General features: G+C 67.8%; 8 protein-coding genes and 2 tRNA genes. 4 read left to right on the top strand and 6 right to left on the bottom strand.

Features of this window, described 5'->3' with window-relative positions:
- Positions 1–1,393, bottom strand: a 1,393-nt coding sequence (locus tag AU197_RS21015) for a helicase HerA-like domain-containing protein (RefSeq protein ID WP_064405555.1), incomplete at its 3' end; no start/stop codon positions are given.
- Positions 1,394–1,475: 82 nt separating this feature from the next.
- On the opposite strand from AU197_RS21015, the gene orn reads away from it, so the two are divergent.
- On the top strand, positions 1,476–2,123 hold the full coding sequence (gene orn, locus AU197_RS21020; RefSeq protein ID WP_064405117.1) for an oligoribonuclease: 648 nt from the start codon (positions 1,476–1,478) through the stop codon (positions 2,121–2,123).
- 41 nt (positions 2,124–2,164) lie between these two features.
- A tRNA-His gene (locus tag AU197_RS21025) sits at positions 2,165–2,237 on the top strand.
- Between the two features lie 190 nt (positions 2,238–2,427).
- Here AU197_RS21025 and AU197_RS21030 read toward each other — a convergent pair.
- Positions 2,428–3,645 carry a L,D-transpeptidase gene (locus AU197_RS21030; RefSeq protein ID WP_064405118.1) on the bottom strand — a complete coding sequence of 406 codons (1,218 nt, stop codon included), beginning with the start codon at positions 3,643–3,645 and terminating at the stop codon, positions 2,428–2,430.
- A 157-nt stretch (positions 3,646–3,802) separates the two neighbouring features.
- On the opposite strand from AU197_RS21030, the gene AU197_RS21035 reads away from it, so the two are divergent.
- Positions 3,803–3,878 (top strand) — tRNA-Lys (locus AU197_RS21035).
- Positions 3,879–4,393: 515 nt separating this feature from the next.
- Here AU197_RS21035 and AU197_RS21040 read toward each other — a convergent pair.
- On the bottom strand, positions 4,394–4,618 hold the full coding sequence (locus AU197_RS21040) for a DUF3618 domain-containing protein (protein ID WP_064405556.1): 225 nt from the start codon (positions 4,616–4,618) through the stop codon (positions 4,394–4,396).
- 110 nt (positions 4,619–4,728) lie between these two features.
- Here AU197_RS21040 and bcp point away from each other — a divergent pair, with 110 nt between their 5' ends.
- The gene (gene bcp / locus AU197_RS21045; protein WP_064405120.1) at positions 4,729–5,202 is read left to right on the top strand and encodes a thioredoxin-dependent thiol peroxidase; all 474 of its coding nucleotides are present in this window, start codon (positions 4,729–4,731) and stop codon (positions 5,200–5,202) included.
- Here the strand turns inward: bcp and AU197_RS21050 are convergent.
- The 3 genes from AU197_RS21050 to AU197_RS21060 all read right to left on the bottom strand — a co-directional run bounded on the left by AU197_RS21050 (position 5,179) and on the right by AU197_RS21060 (position 16,398).
- Positions 5,179–6,534: a dipeptidase gene (locus AU197_RS21050; RefSeq protein WP_064405123.1), complete on the bottom strand. Its 1,356-nt coding sequence runs from the start codon at positions 6,532–6,534 to the stop codon at positions 5,179–5,181. The two genes, bcp and AU197_RS21050, sit on opposite strands and share 24 nt — an antisense overlap.
- Positions 6,535–6,659: 125 nt before the next feature.
- Complete coding sequence (acpS, locus tag AU197_RS21055) at positions 6,660–7,052, bottom strand: holo-ACP synthase AcpS (protein WP_064405125.1); 393 nt, start codon at positions 7,050–7,052, stop codon at positions 6,660–6,662.
- Positions 7,053–7,095: 43 nt separating this feature from the next.
- Positions 7,096–16,398 carry a type I polyketide synthase gene (locus AU197_RS21060; protein WP_064405126.1) on the bottom strand — a complete coding sequence of 3,101 codons (9,303 nt, stop codon included), beginning with the start codon at positions 16,396–16,398 and terminating at the stop codon, positions 7,096–7,098.
- Positions 16,399–16,744 lie beyond the last annotated feature (346 nt).

Here is a 16,744-nt window from a genome sequence, read left to right on the forward strand (position 1 = left end):
GCGGCACGGGATCGGGCTCGGGGGCGGGTGGCGGGGCCAGTTTCGCGTTGAGCCGCTCGTAAGCCGACTCGCGGTCGATGGTCTGGCCGTATTCTGCCTGCAGCGCACTGGCTTTCGCGGCGGCGGAAATCGCTTCGGGACCGATGGTGGCCATAAGCGAGCGCGGCGCTCGCATCCGGGTCCACGCCACCGGGGTCGGGGCGCCCTTCTCCGACAGCACGGTGACGATCGCCTCGCCGATGCCCAGCGACGTCAAGGCCGACTTCAGGTCGTACACATCGGTTTTCGGGTACGTTCGCACCGTCTTGGCCAACGCCTTGTCGTCGTCGGGCGTGAACGCGCGCAGTGCGTGCTGGATACGGGCACCCAATTGGGAGAGCACGTCGTTGGGAACATCGGTCGGCAGTTGTGTGCAGAAGAACACGCCGACTCCTTTGGACCGGATCAGCTTCACGGTCTGCTCGACCTGTTCCATAAACGCTTTGGACGCGTCGGTGAACAGCAGGTGGGCCTCGTCGAAGAAGAACACCAGCTTCGGTTTCTCCAGATCGCCGACCTCCGGAAGCGTCGCGAACAGGTCGGCGAGCACCCACATCAGGAAGGTGGAGAACATCACCGGACGTGCGGCCTGGCTGCCGAGCTCGAGCAGCGTGATGATGCCGCGGCCCTGCTCGTCGACCCTCAGCAGGTCCTCGGGCTCGAGTTCGGGCTCGCCGAAGAAGGTGTCGCCGCCGTCGGCCTCCAGGTTGATCAGCGCCCGCAGGATCACCCCCGCGGTCGTGGTGGACACCGCGCCGAGCGCCTTGAGCTCGGGCTTGCCCTCGTCGCTGGTGAGGTACTGGATCACCGCGCGCAGGTCCTTGAGGTCGAGCAGCGACAGCCCCTGCTGGTCTGCCCAGTGAAAGATCAGGCCCAGCGTCGACTCCTGGGTGGCGTTCAGCCCGAGCACCTTCGACAGCAGAATGGGGCCGAAGCTGGAGATCGTCGCCCGCACCGGCACCCCGATTCCCGCGGTGCCCAGCGACAGGAACTCGACCGGATAGGCCGTCGGCGCCCAGTCGTCGCCGGTCTCGGCCGCGCGCGCGGCGATGTTGTCGTTGGGCTCGGCGGGCCGCGAGAGCCCCGAGAGGTCCCCCTTGACGTCGGCCATCACGCACGGCACGCCCGCTGCCGAGAGCTGTTCGGCCAGCACCTGAAGAGTTTTCGTCTTGCCGGTGCCGGTTGCGCCGGCCACCAGCCCGTGGCGGTTGACGGTGGCCAGCGGAATTCGTACCGGGGCGGCCGGGTCGCACACCCCGTCGACGACGACCGCGCCGAGCTCCAGAGCCGCCCCCTCGGCGGCGTAACCTGCTGCGATCTGCTGTGCCGGCGTGGACGTGGACTCACTGGCCATGACCGGCACCCTAACGCCCGCGACGTACCCGACGGACGGGTGCAACGGGCCGCACACCCCGGCAAGGCTTACTGTGATCGTCGTGCGCGACGAACTGGTGTGGATCGACTGCGAAATGACCGGGCTGGATCTCAAGACCGATCGGCTCATCGAAATCGCCGTGCTGGTGACCGACGCTGACCTCAACATCCTCGGCGACGGCATCGACGTCGTCATCCACACCGACGACGAAGCGTTGGCGTCGATGATCCCGGTGGTCACCGAGATGCACACCAAGTCGGGGCTGATCGACGAGGTGCGCGCGTCCAGCGTCACCGTGGCCGAGGCCGAGGAGCTCGTCCTCGATTACATCCGCACCCACGTCAAACAGGCCAAGACGGCGCCGTTGGCCGGCAACTCGATCGCCACCGACCGCGGCTTCATCTCCCGTGACATGCCCAAGCTCGACGACTACCTGCACTACCGGATGATCGACGTGAGCTCGATCAAGGAGCTGTGCCGACGTTGGTATCCGCGCATCTATTTCGGTCAGCCCGAAAAGGGCCTCGCGCACCGGGCGCTCGCCGACATCCACGAGTCGATCCGTGAACTGAAGTACTACCGCCGCACCGCGTTCGTAGCCCCGCCCGGGCCGTCGACCAGCGATATCGCGGCCGTCGCCGAGGAATTGGGGCCGCCGGACGAGAGCCCGGAAGACATCGATTCGGCCGCCGAGCGTTCGAGCGGCTAGTATCGACGTCGCCGCTCTGCCCACCCGGGTTCGCGGCGATGGTGGCTGTAGTTCAGTTGGTAGAGCACCAGGTTGTGATCCTGGCTGTCGCGGGTTCGAGTCCCGTCAGCCACCCCGACTGGGTCAGGGAGCGAATGTTCGCTCCCTGACCCTTTTTTCGGGCGCTGGGCGGCTTCACGACATTCATGTGTGAACCCATGGCAAATCCAGCGCGGCGCTTTCCGTCCGGGTTTCACGATCGGCGCGACGCTGATCGGCTTCGGCGCTGGGCGTCGTGGGGCGGTGGGGTCGTCAGCCACTCACATCAGAGGTTGGCGTTGCCGGCCTTCCACTGATCCCAGGGGATGTTCCAGTCGCCCAGACCATCGGTGCCCGGCAGCGTCGACCCGACCGTGTTGATGATCTCGACGACGTCACCGCGCTTGGAGTTGTCATGGAACCACCGGCCGTCGCTCGTGCTGACGTTGATGCAGCCGTGGCTGACGTTGCTGTAGCCCTGGCTGCCCACCGACCACGGCGCGGCGTGGACATAGATGCCGCTGTAGGAGATCTGGGTGGCCCAATCCACCTCGGTGCGATACCCGTTGGCGGAGTTGACCGGAACGCCGTAGGTCGACGAGTCCATCACCATGTGCGAGCGCCGGTCACCGACGATGTAGACGCCGTTGTTGGTGGGCGTGCTGTTCTTGCCCATCGACACCGGCATCGTCTTGACGACCTCGCCGTTGCGCTTGACCGTCAGCGTCTTGGTGCTGTCGTCGACGGTGGTGATCACCTCATCGCCGATCGTGAAGCTCGTGCTGACGTTCTCCTGGCCGAAGAGGCCGTCCCCGAGATCGACGCCGTAGGTGTTCACCGCGACGTCGACCTTGGTGCCGGGCTTCCAGTAGTTCGCGGGCCGCCACCGCACCTCCTGGTTGTTCAGCCAGTAGAAGGCGCCCTCGACCGGAGGATCGGTCTTGATCTTGATGGCCTTCTGCGCGGCCACCCGGTTGGTGATGTTCTCGTCGAACCGGACGGCGACCGGTTGTCCGACGCCGACCACTTCGCCGTTGTTGGGCAGCACGTACGGCATGGTCAGGTTCTCGGGCGAATGGGTCTCAAAGGACATCCGCCTGGTCGTGGCGCCGCCGAGCCCGAGCGATTCCGCCGTCAGCGTGTAGCGCTTGTTGTAGCCCAGCGGCTCGGTGGTCGACCACGTCAGCCCGTCGGGGCTCAACGCGCCCGCGACGGACTTGCCGGACTCGTTCACCATGGTGACCGCTTCGAGCACCCCGTCCTCCGCGCTGACGGTCACCGGCGAGTCCACGCTCACGCCGACGGCGCCGTCGGTCACCGACGCGGTCAGCTTGGGGACGAGCAGGTCTCCGAACGGCGTGCCCTTGTCGTCGATCACCTGGGGTTGCGATGGCGCCGAGTTACCCCCGCACGCGGACAACCCCAGCGCCAGCACCGGGATCAGCGCAACGGTCACCAACCATGCACGTCGACGCGGACGGGCCACTGAACGGACTCGCCACATTGCTCACACACCTCACAACCAGGGACTACGGATCGATGGTTATCAGCAACAGTCTAGGGGCAAATTCGAGTCCGGGTTGCGACGTGGACGTCGTCGAAGCGACGTCGGCGACAGAGATTTCGTCCTGCACAGCAAGTCCTGTTATTGTCGCACCCGCGCGCCGTTAGCTCAGTTGGTAGAGCAGCTGACTCTTAATCAGCGGGTCCGGGGTTCGAAACCCTGACGGCGCACCAGCTTCGATCGAGTGCGACCGTGACAAACCGTCACGGTCGCGTTCTTTTTGTGCGACGCCTGGCACGCACCGTCGGTGGCCGACGTTGCCAGATCACAGTCGCGTAAATTCTGGCCACAAATTTGCTGGCCGACCCTCGAAGTGTGCTGCGGACTACATAAGCAACCTTATGGAGACGAATGTCTCACCTTCTGTGCCGTTGCGGAGACGCTGTTCGACTCGACTTTCTACGGTTCGAGCTGCAATGAAAGAAGTCGGTCTGCTACAGTCACGTTAGCTGACCTACGAGAAGCGCGAGAACAGCAAAACGCCGGAAGGAAAAAGGGACTTAGCTGATGGCCCAGCCAAGCGGTTCATTTGCGGCAGACGCGGCGGGCGCGGGAGCGTCGGCCGATGTAACTGCCCAGATCCCGGTCGCGGTCTACAGCTGCAACCGGCTCGGCCGGGTCGCCAATCCCCCTGGTTTCTCGTTCTCCGACCTGTTCCGCTCTCCGCGACGGCGCTGAGAGCGCTCGCTCAGTCCCGAATCCGGCGCACCACGAGTACGAGCGCCACGATTCCAACGCCGGCAAGCGACGCCGCCACTGCGGGTTTGGTCACAAATCGGATTGCCGCCGACTTGGCATCGTCGAGCAACCGGCTGGGGTTGGCACGTTCGGCGAGGGTGTCCACCGTCGCCGCGAGTTGCTCCCGAGCTTGATCGATGTCCCGCTTGATGGTCTCGGGATCGCGATCTGCCACGTGCGCCTCCAAGCCGTCCAAGTCGGTGCCCTGCGATAGAGCCTGCCGATCTACCCTAGAGCAGCCCGCGCTCGCCGTAGCGCACCGGTCGACAGAAGGGATGCCCGCGCGTGCCACAGACTCCCCGACTCGAGGTCGGCGACAGAGCCCCTGCTTTCAGCCTGCCCGACGCCGACGGCAACACGGTGAAGCTCTCCGACTTCAAGGGCCGCAAGGTCATCGTGTACTTCTATCCGGCGGCCTCAACCCCCGGCTGCACCAAACAGGCCTGCGACTTCCGCGACAACCTCCATGAGCTCAACGACGCCGGGCTCGACGTCATCGGCATCTCACCGGACACGCCGGAGAAGCTGGCCAAGTTCCGCGACAAGGAGAAGCTGACCTTCCCGCTGCTGTCGGACCCCGATCGCGAGGTGCTCACCGCGTGGGGCGCTTTTGGCGAAAAGACGATGTACGGCAAAACCGTTCAGGGCGTGATCCGGTCGACGTTCGTCGTCGACGAGAAGGGCAAGATCGCCGAGGCGCAGTACAACGTCCGCGCGACCGGACATGTCGCCAAGCTACGGCGCGACCTGTCCGTTTGACCGGTTCTCGCCCAATCGGGCCAGCAGCAGGGCCTCGGACACGGCGGCGCGTTCCAACACCCCGAGGTGCAGGCTCTCGTTGACGCTGTGCGCTTGTGTCGCAGGATCTTCCACGCCGGTCACCAGAATCTTCGCCGACGGGAAAGCGTCGGCGAACTCGGCGATGAACGGGATCGAACCGCCGACACCGGTGTGGACGGGCTCGGCGCCCCAGGCCTCGGTGAAGGCCGCGCGGGCGGCGTCATAGACCGGGCCGGTGGCGTCGATGGCGTAGGGCTGTCCGTGATCGCCCCGGGTGACGGTCACCTGGGCACCCCACGGGGCGTGCTGCTCGAGATGGCTCGTCAGCGCCGCCATGTGCTGTTCAACTTCAGCGCCGGGCGCGATGCGCATGCTGACCTTGGCCCGCGCCCGCGGGATCAAGGTGTTCGACGACTTGTCGATGGGCGTCGTGTCGATGCCGATGATGGTGATCGCCGGTTTGGCCCACAACCGTTGCGGCACTGAGCCGGAACCGATTTCGGAGACACCCGGCAGCAGGCCGGTCTCCTCTCGGACACGCTCGGGTGGAAAGTCGACGTCGGCGGCCACACCTTCGTGCAGGCCGGCCACCGCGACGTTGCCGTCGTCATCGTGCAGGCTGGCCAGCAGCCGCACCAGCACGCTCACCGCGTCGGGCACCACGCCGCCCCACAGCCCGGAGTGCAGGCCGTGGTCGAGCGTGGCCACCTCGACCACGCAGTCGACGAGCCCACGCAGCGACACCGTCAGCGACGGCACGTCGGTGCTCCAGTTGTCGGAGTCGGCGATGACGATCACATCGGAGGCCAGGGTGTCGTGGTGGGCGGCCAGTAGCCGCGACAGTGACGGAGAGCCCGACTCCTCCTCCCCTTCGACGAAGACGGTGACGCCGACGGGCGGTTTGCCGCCGTGCGCCCGGAAAGCCGCCAAATGCGTTGCAATGCCGGCTTTGTCGTCGGCGGTGCCCCGACCGTAGAGCCGCCCGTCGCGCTCGGTCGGCTCGAACGGCGGTGAAAGCCATTGCGCCGGATCGCCTTCGGGTTGCACATCGTGATGCGCGTACAGCAGCACCGTCGGCGCACCGGCCGGCGCGGGATAACGTGCGATGACCGCGGGCGCACCGCCTTCACTGACGATCTGCACATCGCCGAAACCGGCGTCGGTCAACAGCTTCGCCACCGCCTCAGCGCTGCGCTGCACTTCACTGCGCCGCGTCGGGTCCGCCCACACCGACTCGATGCGCACCAGATCTTCCAGATCGCGCCGAACCTCGGGCAACACCTCATGCACCCGCTGCACCAGATCGCTCATGGCGACGACACTAGCTGGTCAGTCATCCACCGCGAGCGACCGCAAACTGCCAGCAAGGTGCGGCGTGTCGACGTGCTGGGCCCACCGCTTGCGAGGGGAACGCGGCCGCTCGCGGCAGTGGAGGGTCAGCGCTCTTCGAGGATGGCGACCGCGGCGGCGGTGTCGGCCTCGTGGGTCAACGACAAGTGAATCGTCACGTTCTTCAAGTGCTCGGCGATCGCGCCGGACAGCCGCACCTTCGGCCGACCCCACATGTCGGTGATGACCTCGATGTCGCGGTGGATACCCTCGGGCAGCACCGGCCGCTTGGAGAACCGCGACCCCGACCACGCCTTGATGACCGCCTCCTTGGCCGCCCACCGCGCGGCCAGATGCCGCGCCGCCGACGAGCTCTTGTCGGCGGCGTCGCGCCGCTCACCGGGGGTGAACGTCTCGGCGAAAACCGTCCCCGGCTGGTCGACCTGTTCGGCGAACTCGGGAATGGAGACCAGGTCGATCCCCACCCCGACTATCGCCATGGGCCGAACGCTATCTCATACCCTCCGCTCGTCGCGCAAGCGCTCATCGCCCGCTTCCGCCGGGCACGTACACGTCGTCGTCGCCGAGCCGCGATGCCGGATCGAGAAGCATGTCGGCTTCCTGCCGCTTCTCGGGTGCGTCGTGGCCGAACCGACGGTCGGCCGGCCGCTCGTACAGCGACTTGCCCCCGGCGATCGCCGATGCGAGCCGATGTTGACCGGCCAGTACCCGGGCATCGGCACGCTGCTTGTAGTCCGCGCGCTGCTCGGGGCTCAGCGCGGCCAGGAACGCCTGCGGATGCACCAGCGCGATCAGACCGGACACGTGGCCGAAGCCCAGGCTGGTGATCAGCCCCGCCTTCAGGGGGAACGAACCGCCGAAGTGCAAGGTCTCCCGCAGCCACACCATGTGCGCGGAGCCGGCGAGCTCGTCGTCGACACAGTCCAGGCTGCGGTTGGGCGGAATGACGCCGTCGCGCAGGATCTGGCACAGCCCCATCATCTGGAATGCTGCCGCGCCGCCCTTGGAGTGACCGGTCAGGCTCTTCTGCGACACCACGAACAGCGGTGCGCCCTCGGAGCGGCCCAGCGCGTCGGCCAGCCGCTCGTGCAGCTCGGTCTCGTTGGGATCGTTGGCGAGCGTCGAGGTGTCGTGCTTGGACACCACCGCGATGTCGTCGGGTCCGACGCCGAGCTCGGCTAGCGAATTGGCCAGCTGCGACTTGCGACCCCCGCGGCCGGCCGCCAGCGCACCGAGGCCGGGCGCCGGGATCGAGGTGTGCACACCGTCGCCGAACGACGACACGTAGCCCACCACGGCCAGCACGGGCAGCCCCATCTTGAGCGCGAGATCACCGCGGGCCAGCAGAATGGTGCCGCCGCCCTGTCCCTCGACGAACCCGAGCCGACGACGGTCGTTGGCGCGGGAGAACTTCGAGTCGCTGATTCCGCGGGCCCGCATCATCGCGGTGTCCGCGGTCGCGGCCATGTCGCCGAACCCGATGACCGCCTCGAGGGTCGTGTCGTCGTATCCGCCGGCGACCACGAACTCGGCCTTGCCCAGCTTGATCTTGTCGACGCCCTCCTCGACCGAGATGGCCGCCGTCGCACAGGCCCCGACCGGGTGGATCATGGCTCCGTAACTGCCGACATAACTCTGGACGACGTGTCCGGCGATGACGTTCGGCAGGACCTCCTGCAGGATGTCGTTCGGCTTGTTCCGGCCCAACAAGTTGCCGTGGTACATCGTCTGCATCGACGTCATACCGCCCATGCCGGTGCCCTGCGTGCTGGCTACCAGACTCGGATGCACCCAGCGCATCAGCTCGCTCGGGCTGAAGCCCGCCGACAGGAACGCGTCGACCGTGGTGACGAGGTTCCAGATCGCCAGCCGGTCAATGGAGTTCATCATCTCCTGGCTGACGCCGTACACCATCGGGTCGAACCCGGTCGGGATCTGGGCGCCCACGGTGCGCGACAGCTTGACCTTGCGCGGGACCCGCACCTCGGTGCCCGCCTTACGGGTCACCTGCCAATCGCCGCTGTCAGGCACCGGAGCGATCACTGTGTGCTCCGGATCGAACTTCAGGAATCCGCGGGCCTCGGCCTCCGACGACACCACGAAGGTGAAGTCCTTGTCGAGGAAGACCGAAACCAGAAGCGGTGAGGCGTGATCCGGGTCGATCGCTCCGTCGTCCACCCATTCGCGGATGCCGACCCGATCGACCACGGCGTCGTGGTAGCGCTCCACCAACTCGCCCTCGTCGACCAGCTCACCGGTCCCGGTGTCGTACCAGCCCGGCGTGGGATCGTCTTCCCACTTGACCAGTCCGGTCGTCCATGCCAGCTCCAGGACACCGGCGGCCGACAGCTCGTTTTCGACCTCCATCTCGAAACGGGTGCGCGAGGAACCGTACGGCCCGAGTTCGGCGCCGCCGACGATCACCACCATGTCGGCGGGATCGATGTCGAGGTCGGCCCACTCGGGCGCCGGCGCGGATTTGTAACCGCGTGGCGGCGACGGCAGGGCGCGCACGGTGCCCTCGGGATCGGTTTCCTCGGTGTGGCTCTCGGCCACCATCTCTTCGCGGGCCTTGGCGGCCAGCTCGGCCATGTCGATGTCGACATCGGCCAGCCCGCCGGTGAAGTCCGCCTGCAGCGGCTCACGCGCCGCGGCGACCTTGGCTTCGATATCGCACAGCCCGAGCAGCATGCTCGCCATCTCGTCGGTGGTGAACGTGCGCACACCGGCCTCTTCGACCGCACCGACGATCGCGTCGTTGTGGCCCATCAGGCCCGTCCCCTTGGTCCAGCCGATCAGCGCGTGCGCAAGCGAAACCCGCTGCGCCCACGACGATTCGGCCTTCCATCGCGAGACCAGCGCATCGAGCGAGGACTTCGCCTCGCCATAGGCGCCGTCGCCGCCGAACATACCGCGGTTCGGCGAACCCGGTAGCACGACGTGCAGGCGTGCGGCGATGTCGCGCTCGGCGCCGATGTGGGACAGGCCGGCGATCAGCCGCTGCACCGCCCACAGCAGCACCTTCATCTCCATCTCGGCGCGCGACCCGGCGTCGGACAGGTCGCCCGCGACCCGCGGCGCGGCGAACGGGAACAGCAGCGTCGGCGTCTGAGCATCCTTGATGTGGATCGACTGCGGCCCAAGGCTTTCGGTCTGCTCGGTGCCGACCCACTGCACCAGCGCGTCGATGTCGGTGTAGGAGGCCATGTTGGCGGGCACCACCCACAATTTGGCGTTCCAACGGGCATGGTCGCGATAGAGAGTGCGGTAGAACGCCAGCCGGTCGTCGTCCAGTTTCGACGTCGTCGCGATGACGGTGGCGCCACCGTCGAGCAACTGTGCGACCACCGACGCGGCAATCGAACCCTTGGATGCACCCGTGACGACGGCGACCTCGTGGTGGTAACGGCCGGTGCCCGGATTCTCGGCACCCGCGGCCGCGCGACCGTACAGCGAGGCGTGAATGTTGCGCCCCGCCGCCAGCGCCTTGCCCTGCCACCAGGTGGCCTGAGTTCCGACCACGTGGCCGGCGCCCTCGAAGCGTTCCGAGAGCCGCTGCCAGTCTCTGTCGATCTCGTCCTCGTCGTACAACCACAGCCGAGCCAGGTCCTCGCGGGCGCTGGCCCAGCGGTCGTCGAAGAGCACCGCCTTGCGGCCGTCGAACGCCGGCGCCACCAGACGTGGCCAGTCCGAACCCAATTCGGCGCTGACCAGATCGATGAGCTCGGCATCGGTGGCCTCCGGCACCGGGGTCGGGGTGTCGAGTCCGAGTTGACCCAAAATCATCCGCGCCGCCGAGGCCAGCACACCGTCGCGGCCCGTGACCCTTTCGGCGAACTCGGTCAGCGCCGCGGAATCGACCACGCCCCCACTGCTTCCCGCCGCCGACGGCAGAGACACCGCCACACCGCGGCGGGCCGCCACCGAGGCGACCGCGCTGTCGATGACCTTGTCGACGGTTCCCGCGTCGGCCAGCGCACCCTCGTGCAGGCCACCCAGCTCGCCACCGCGCACGCTGGTGCCCTCGCGGGTTCCCAACGCCACCTCGACGGTGACGTGCTTGATCCAGCCCGGACCCAGCTCCCAGGTCTTGGTGACCCGCTCGCCGATGTAGGCCGGACGTTTACCGGACGGCCCGAAAACGGTGCGCAGCTGGTCGTTGACCGCGTCGGACAGCACGGGCCCGAACGGCTTGTAGGTCCTGGCCAGCTTGGTGACCTGCCCCTTCAACGCGGCCAGGTCGGCCTCGCCCGCCCCGTCGATGGCACCGAGGTTGAGCTCGGAGCCGAGGTCGACCAGCAACTGGTTACGCCGCGAAGACGCACCGTCGGTGATCGACTCGATGGAATCCAAGGGCTCGATCTGGTCGATGCGCATCTTGGCCGACAGCGCGATCAGCGCCATGGTGGCGTCGGCGGCATCGAAGGTCAGGTCGTCGGGGCGCGGAGCGCCGGCGGGCGCGACAGACGGGCTGGGAGCGCCGGCGGGCGCGACAGACGGGCTGGGAGCGCCGGCCGGCGCTGCCGGTGCCGGTGCCGATGCGGCCGGTGCGGCCGGTGCGGCCGGTGCGGCCGCCTCGACGGATGCGGGGCCGGCCCCGGAAGCGGGAGCCGGAGTCTCGTCGATTTCGGGTTCGGGGTCGGCGTCGGTGGCGAAGAGCACCGCCGCGTCCCGTTCCGAGTTCAGCACTTCGGTTGTGCTGTGCGAATATTCGGGCAGCTTGAGCGTGTTGGCGGCCAGCCCCGCGACCGTCGGCGCGGACTTCACGCCGATCTCGACGAAGCGCTCGATCCCCAGACCGCCCGCGGCCTCCTCGATGAACAACAGGTCCTGGGTCTCGATCCAGCGCACCGGGCTGGCGAACTGCCACGCCAGCAGTTCGATGACGATCTTGCGGCACAGCTCGCGCGGCTTCTCGTTACGCCAGGTGTCGTAGTCGGCGAGGATCTCGTCGAGCGGTTCGGCCGGCACCAGATCCCGGATCTCCTGAATGAAATCGCGATCGAGCGTGAAGGGCCGCGGCACCAGGTTCGGGATGTACTTGCCGACGATCAGGTCCGGATCCTGATCACGGGGCATCACCCGCTCCAGTGAGCGGCGGAAGTCAGCGACGCCGACCCGCAGCACCGAGGAGTGGAAGGGCACGTCGATACCGGGCACCAGGATGAACGAACGCTTGCCGCCGCTGATCTCGCGACGCCGCTCGACCTCCTCCTCCAGCGCCTCGAGCCCGCGCACCGTGCCGGCGATCGCGTACTGCGAACCGCGCAGGTTGAAGTTCACGATTTCCAGAAATTCACCGGTACGTTCGGAGATCTCGGCGACGAACGCCTTGACGTCGGCGTCGTCCAGGTCGATCTGCGAGGGCCGGATAGCGGCCAGCCGGTAGTTCGACCGGCCGAGGTGGTCGCGCGGCACGATGTCGTGCATCTTGCTGCCGCGGTGGAACACCACCTCGAGCAGCGCCTCGAGCTCGTAGACGCCGCTGACACACGCGAGCGCGGTGTACTCGCCGACGGAGTGACCGCAGGCGATCGCGCCCTCGACGAACGCGCCCTGTTCCCGCATCTCGGCGACCTGGGCAGCGGCCACGGTCGCCATGGCGACCTGGGTGAACTGCGTCAGGAACAGCACACCGTCGGGATGGTGATAGTGCACACCACTGGCGATCAGGCTGGTCGGGTTGTCCCGCACCACGTGCAGCACGGAGAAGCCCAGCGTCTCGCGGGTGAACTTGTCGGCGGTATCCCACACCTTGCGGGCCGCCTTCGACCGGGCCCGCACCTCCATGCCCATGCCTTTGTGTTGGATGCCCTGGCCGGGAAATGCGTAGACGGTTTTCGGCGCGGCCAACTGGGCCGTCGCCGACATCACGAGCTCGCCGGCGACCTTGGCGGTGATCTCGAGAATCTCGGCGCCGCGGTCGATTCCGACGCGGTCGACGCGGAACTCGATGTCGTCTCCCGGCAGCACCATGCCGAGGAACCGCGACGTCCAGCCCACCACGCGGGCCGGCGGGGCGGGCCTGCCGTCGGTCGCGGCCACGACGTGCTGCGCAGCGGCCGACAGCCACATGCCGTGCACGATGGGCGATTTCAGCCCCGCGAGCAGGGCGGCGGCGCGGTCGGTGTGAATTGGGTTGTGGTCTCCCGACACGACGGCGAACGCGCTCATGTCGGTGGGTGCGGTGACCGTGACGTCACGGCGGCGACGACGCTGGGTGTCGGTCGCGTTGTCGGTGACCGCACCGCCCGCGCGCGGCGGGTCGCCGAGTTCGGCGGCGCCGGTGCGTCCGCGGATCGCGAAGCGTTCCTCGAGCTTGGCCAGCAACGCGCCTTCGGCGTCGCGGATCTGCACCGTCACCGGTACGACACGCCCATACTCGGTGTCGCTGGCAGCCGAAGCCGTTGCGGTGACGGTCAATTCGGCCCGTTCCTTGGGCATCTGCGTCAGCAGGTGAGCAGCGTGGTCGAGGTGGACCAGGCTCAGCAGCCCCTCGACGACGGGGAAACCGTCGTCGGTGATCGCCGATCCGATGGCCGCGAACACCGCGGGCCAGCAGTAGCCGACGAGCGCGTCGGGCACCAGCGTCAGGCCCGGCGCCAGCGGGGCGCCGAACGCCGCGGTGACCCCGGTGTGGTCGGCGACCCGTTCGGGGTCCCAGTCCGCGGTCACCGTCGCGGTGTTGTCGTGCACCGGCGGCAGAGCGTCGGGGCCATCGACACCGGCGGCGATGGCCAGCACGGAACGCATTGCGGCCGAGGCGTCTTCGACGGTGACGACCGGCATGCCGCCGTTGACCGTGCATGACGGCAAGGTGAAGGGGATGTCGATCCAGATGTCGGACAGCGGGACGCTCAGCGTCACGCGCTCACCGCTGAGCTCGAGACGAGCACCGGTGGACGGGTGGGTCGCGCTTCTGTTCTCGTTGGCCTGCCACTCGTCCGGGCCGCCGATCCGATGCACCGGGTTGATCGCGACGCGGCCTGCCCACAACACGTCGGGCGAATCCAGCACCACCGCAAGCGGACCGGTGACGTCGGCGCGCGCCTGCCGGCGCGACACCACCGGCACGGGTTGGCCGTTGACGGCCACCGCCTCGTCGATGGCGGCCTGCTCGAAACGGTCGAGCAGCTCACCGACGGGCTCGTCGACGCGAGTGATGCCCGCGACGGCCTGGGTTCCGGGAATGATGCACACCTGGTCGGCGGTGTAGCGGGCGTCGTGGGCCTGCCACAGCGAGTCACTGCGCCACCACCGCCGCACATCCTTATCGATCACCGGGACGAAGTTGACCGGCTTACCCGGCTTCTTGCACAGCGTGACGAACCACGGTACGTCGGCCGGGTGCAGCCGCAGCGTCTCGGCCTCGGGATAGCGCGACACCAGAGTCGCGATCGCGCGGGCCGGATCGTCCAGCAGCGCAGCGTCATTGAACAGCGTCGGGATGGGGCCCGAGTCGTGCGGGTGCAGTCGGGCTTCGGCGCGGTGCAGCATCTCGGCGAACCGTTCGCGCCAGGTGTCGGCCAGCCAGGGACTGCCGGGCAGTTTGGTGTCCGCGGTGCTGTCGTCGTCGCCGATGGCCAACTCGACGTAGCGCCGCAGCCACTGCAGGTAGGTCATCTCCCCGATGTCGCCGAAGTACGGCTTGCAGGTGGTGCCCATCGCCGCGATGATCTCGTCGCGCCGCTCCGCCACCGCGTCGGCGTCCCCGGCGACCTCGTCGAGCAGCCGGCCGCACCGCGAGGCGGCGTTGTCGATCTCGTGGATGTCCGCACCGAGCTGGCTGCGGCTGGAAGCCATGCCGCCCTGGGCTTTTCCGGCGCTGATCCAGTGGTCGGTTCCGGTGGTCTCGACCAGCATCTGCTTGACGGCCGGTGACGTGGTGGCCTCCAGCGTGGCCATTGCCGCGGTGCCGACGAGGATGCCGTCGACCGGCATCGTCGGGAACCCGTATTCGGTGGCCCAGCGGCCGGACAGGTACTCGGCCGCACGCTCGGGGGTGCCGATGCCGCCACCGACGCAGACGGTGATGTTCGACAGCTTGCGCAGCTCGCCGTAGGTGCTCAGGAGCAGGTCGTCGAGGTCCTCCCACGAGTGGTGCCCACCGGCGCGGCCGCCCTCGATGTGCACGATGACGTCCTTGTTCGGCACCTCGGCTGCGATCTTGATGACCGACTTGATCTGGTCGACCGTGCCGGGCTTGAACACCACGTGCTTGATGCCGACGGTGTTCAGTTCGTCGATGAGCTCGACGGCTTCCTCCAGCTCGGGGATGCCCGCGGAGACCACGACACCGTCGATGGGGGCGCCCGACTGACGGGCCCGCTGCACCAGGCGCTTGCCGCCCAGCTGCAGCTTCCACAGGTAGGGATCGAGGAACAGCGAGTTGAACTGGACCGCGCGGCCCGGCTCGAGCAGCGCGGTCAGCTCCGCGATGCGCTCGGTGAAGATTTCCTCGGTGACCTGTCCGCCGCCGGCGAGTTCGGCCCAGTGCCCCGCATTGGCCGCGGCCGCGACGATCTTGGCGTCGACGGTCGTGGGGGTCATGCCCGCGAGCAGGATCGGCGAGCGCCCGGTGAGGCGGGTGAACTTCGTCGACAGCTTCACCGCACCGTCGGGCAACTGCACGGTGGTCGGCGCGTAGCTCGACCACGCCGGCGGCACCTCGGGTTCCGCGCCGACGGTGAACAGGTTGCGCTGTCCCACCCGCGTGGCAGCCGGCACGATGCCCACACCAAGTCCCCGGATGATCGGGGCGGTCAGCCGGGTCACGGTGTCGCTGGGGCCCAGGTCGACGATCCATTTCGCGCCGGCCTCGTGCAGGCGCTCCACCTCGGCGACCCAGTCGATCGGGCGCACGAAGATCGCCTCGGTCATCTCGTGGGCGAGATCGGGGTCGATTCCGCACTTGGCGGCCCAACCGTCGACCACCTCTACGCCGTCTGCCAGCCGCGGCGTGTGGAAGCCGACCTCGACCTGCACGCCGTGGAAGACCGGGCTGAAGATTGCGCCACCGCGAACCTTGTTCTTGCGCTCGGCTTCTTCCTTCTCGGTGATCTTGGAGCAGTAGAGCTCGAACCGCCCGAGCTGCTCAGGGGTGCCGGTGATGACGACCGAACGCCTGCCGTTGCGGATCGACAGCACCGGGGGCAGCACCGTGCGCACATCCTGGGAGAACTCTTCGAGCAGCTCGGCGATGCGGTCGGGATCGACGTTGGTCACCGACACCATCGGTGACTTGTCGCCGCGCCCCACCATGCCGCGCCGGCGGGAGACCAGCGACCCGGCCGCGCCGATCAGCTGCAGCAGCGCCAGGAGTTCGGCGTCATTGGCGCCTCGCGACCGCAACGACTCGCAGGCCATGATCCCCTGCGAGTGCCCGGCCATCGCCACCGGCGGGGCGCCGTGCAGATCGAGACCCTGGCGGACGGCGGCGCGGATCGCGGCCATCTGTGCCAGCAGGATGCCCGGCCCGGAGATGGCCGCGGTGATGAGTTGCTTCGTCGCCGGCAGCGGCTCGTCGGCGGCCAGCGCACGCACCCACTGCAGCGGCTCGAAACCGATCGGGCGCACCACGACCAATTCGCGCGCCACGGGCTCGAGGAGAAGTGCGGCCTCCCCGACCACCTCGCTGAGTTCCGACTCGATGCCGGCCGAGCTGACCAACTCCTCGAGGTTCTCCAGCCACGCGCCGCCCTGGCCGCCGAAGGCCACGGCGTAGGGCTCACCGGCGTTCAGTCGATCGACGAGGGCCTGATTACCGGCATGGGCCGCTCCAGCCGTGCGGTTGGTGGTCACCCGGTGCTGCTCGTTGATCGTCACGTCTCGTTGTCTCCCTCTGTCCCGCGTCATGCTCTTCGTCGGCTGTCGTCTCAGAAGCTCCGATGGCTCCCGGCTTCCTGCCGCGGCGCCACGCGATTCGGCGTCGAATCCGGCTGGCCCGGTCGGGCGATTCTGCGGTCTTCCGAGGTGTCTCGTGACCCCACCGAACCGCCTTCCGTGCACTCCAGCCGTACTAAGAGTGTCATAAGAAGGACGCTCGATTTCGCGCCCGAAATGGTTACTGACGGGTTCTACGCTCGGGTAACCAGCCGTTGGATAACGTGCGGTTCGGCACCGGCCGAAGACATTCCGGACAAACGTCCTGCATGAAGGTGGTTACGGTCGA

Source organism: Mycobacterium sp. IS-1590, from assembly GCF_001500025.1.
Lineage (GTDB): Bacteria > Actinomycetota > Actinomycetes > Mycobacteriales > Mycobacteriaceae > Mycobacterium.

What these genes read in the sequence shown, in the direction of transcription:
- acpS (WP_064405125.1), bottom strand. Translation starts at nt 7,052, where the DNA reads ATGGCGATAGTCGGGGTGGGGATCGACCTGGTCTCCATTCCCGAGTTC.
- AU197_RS21050 (WP_064405123.1), bottom strand. Translation starts at nt 6,534, where the DNA reads ATGAGCGATCTGGTGCAGCGGGTGCATGAGGTGTTGCCCGAGGTTCGG.
- AU197_RS21030 (WP_064405118.1), bottom strand. Translation starts at nt 3,645, where the DNA reads ATGTGGCGAGTCCGTTCAGTGGCCCGTCCGCGTCGACGTGCATGGTTG.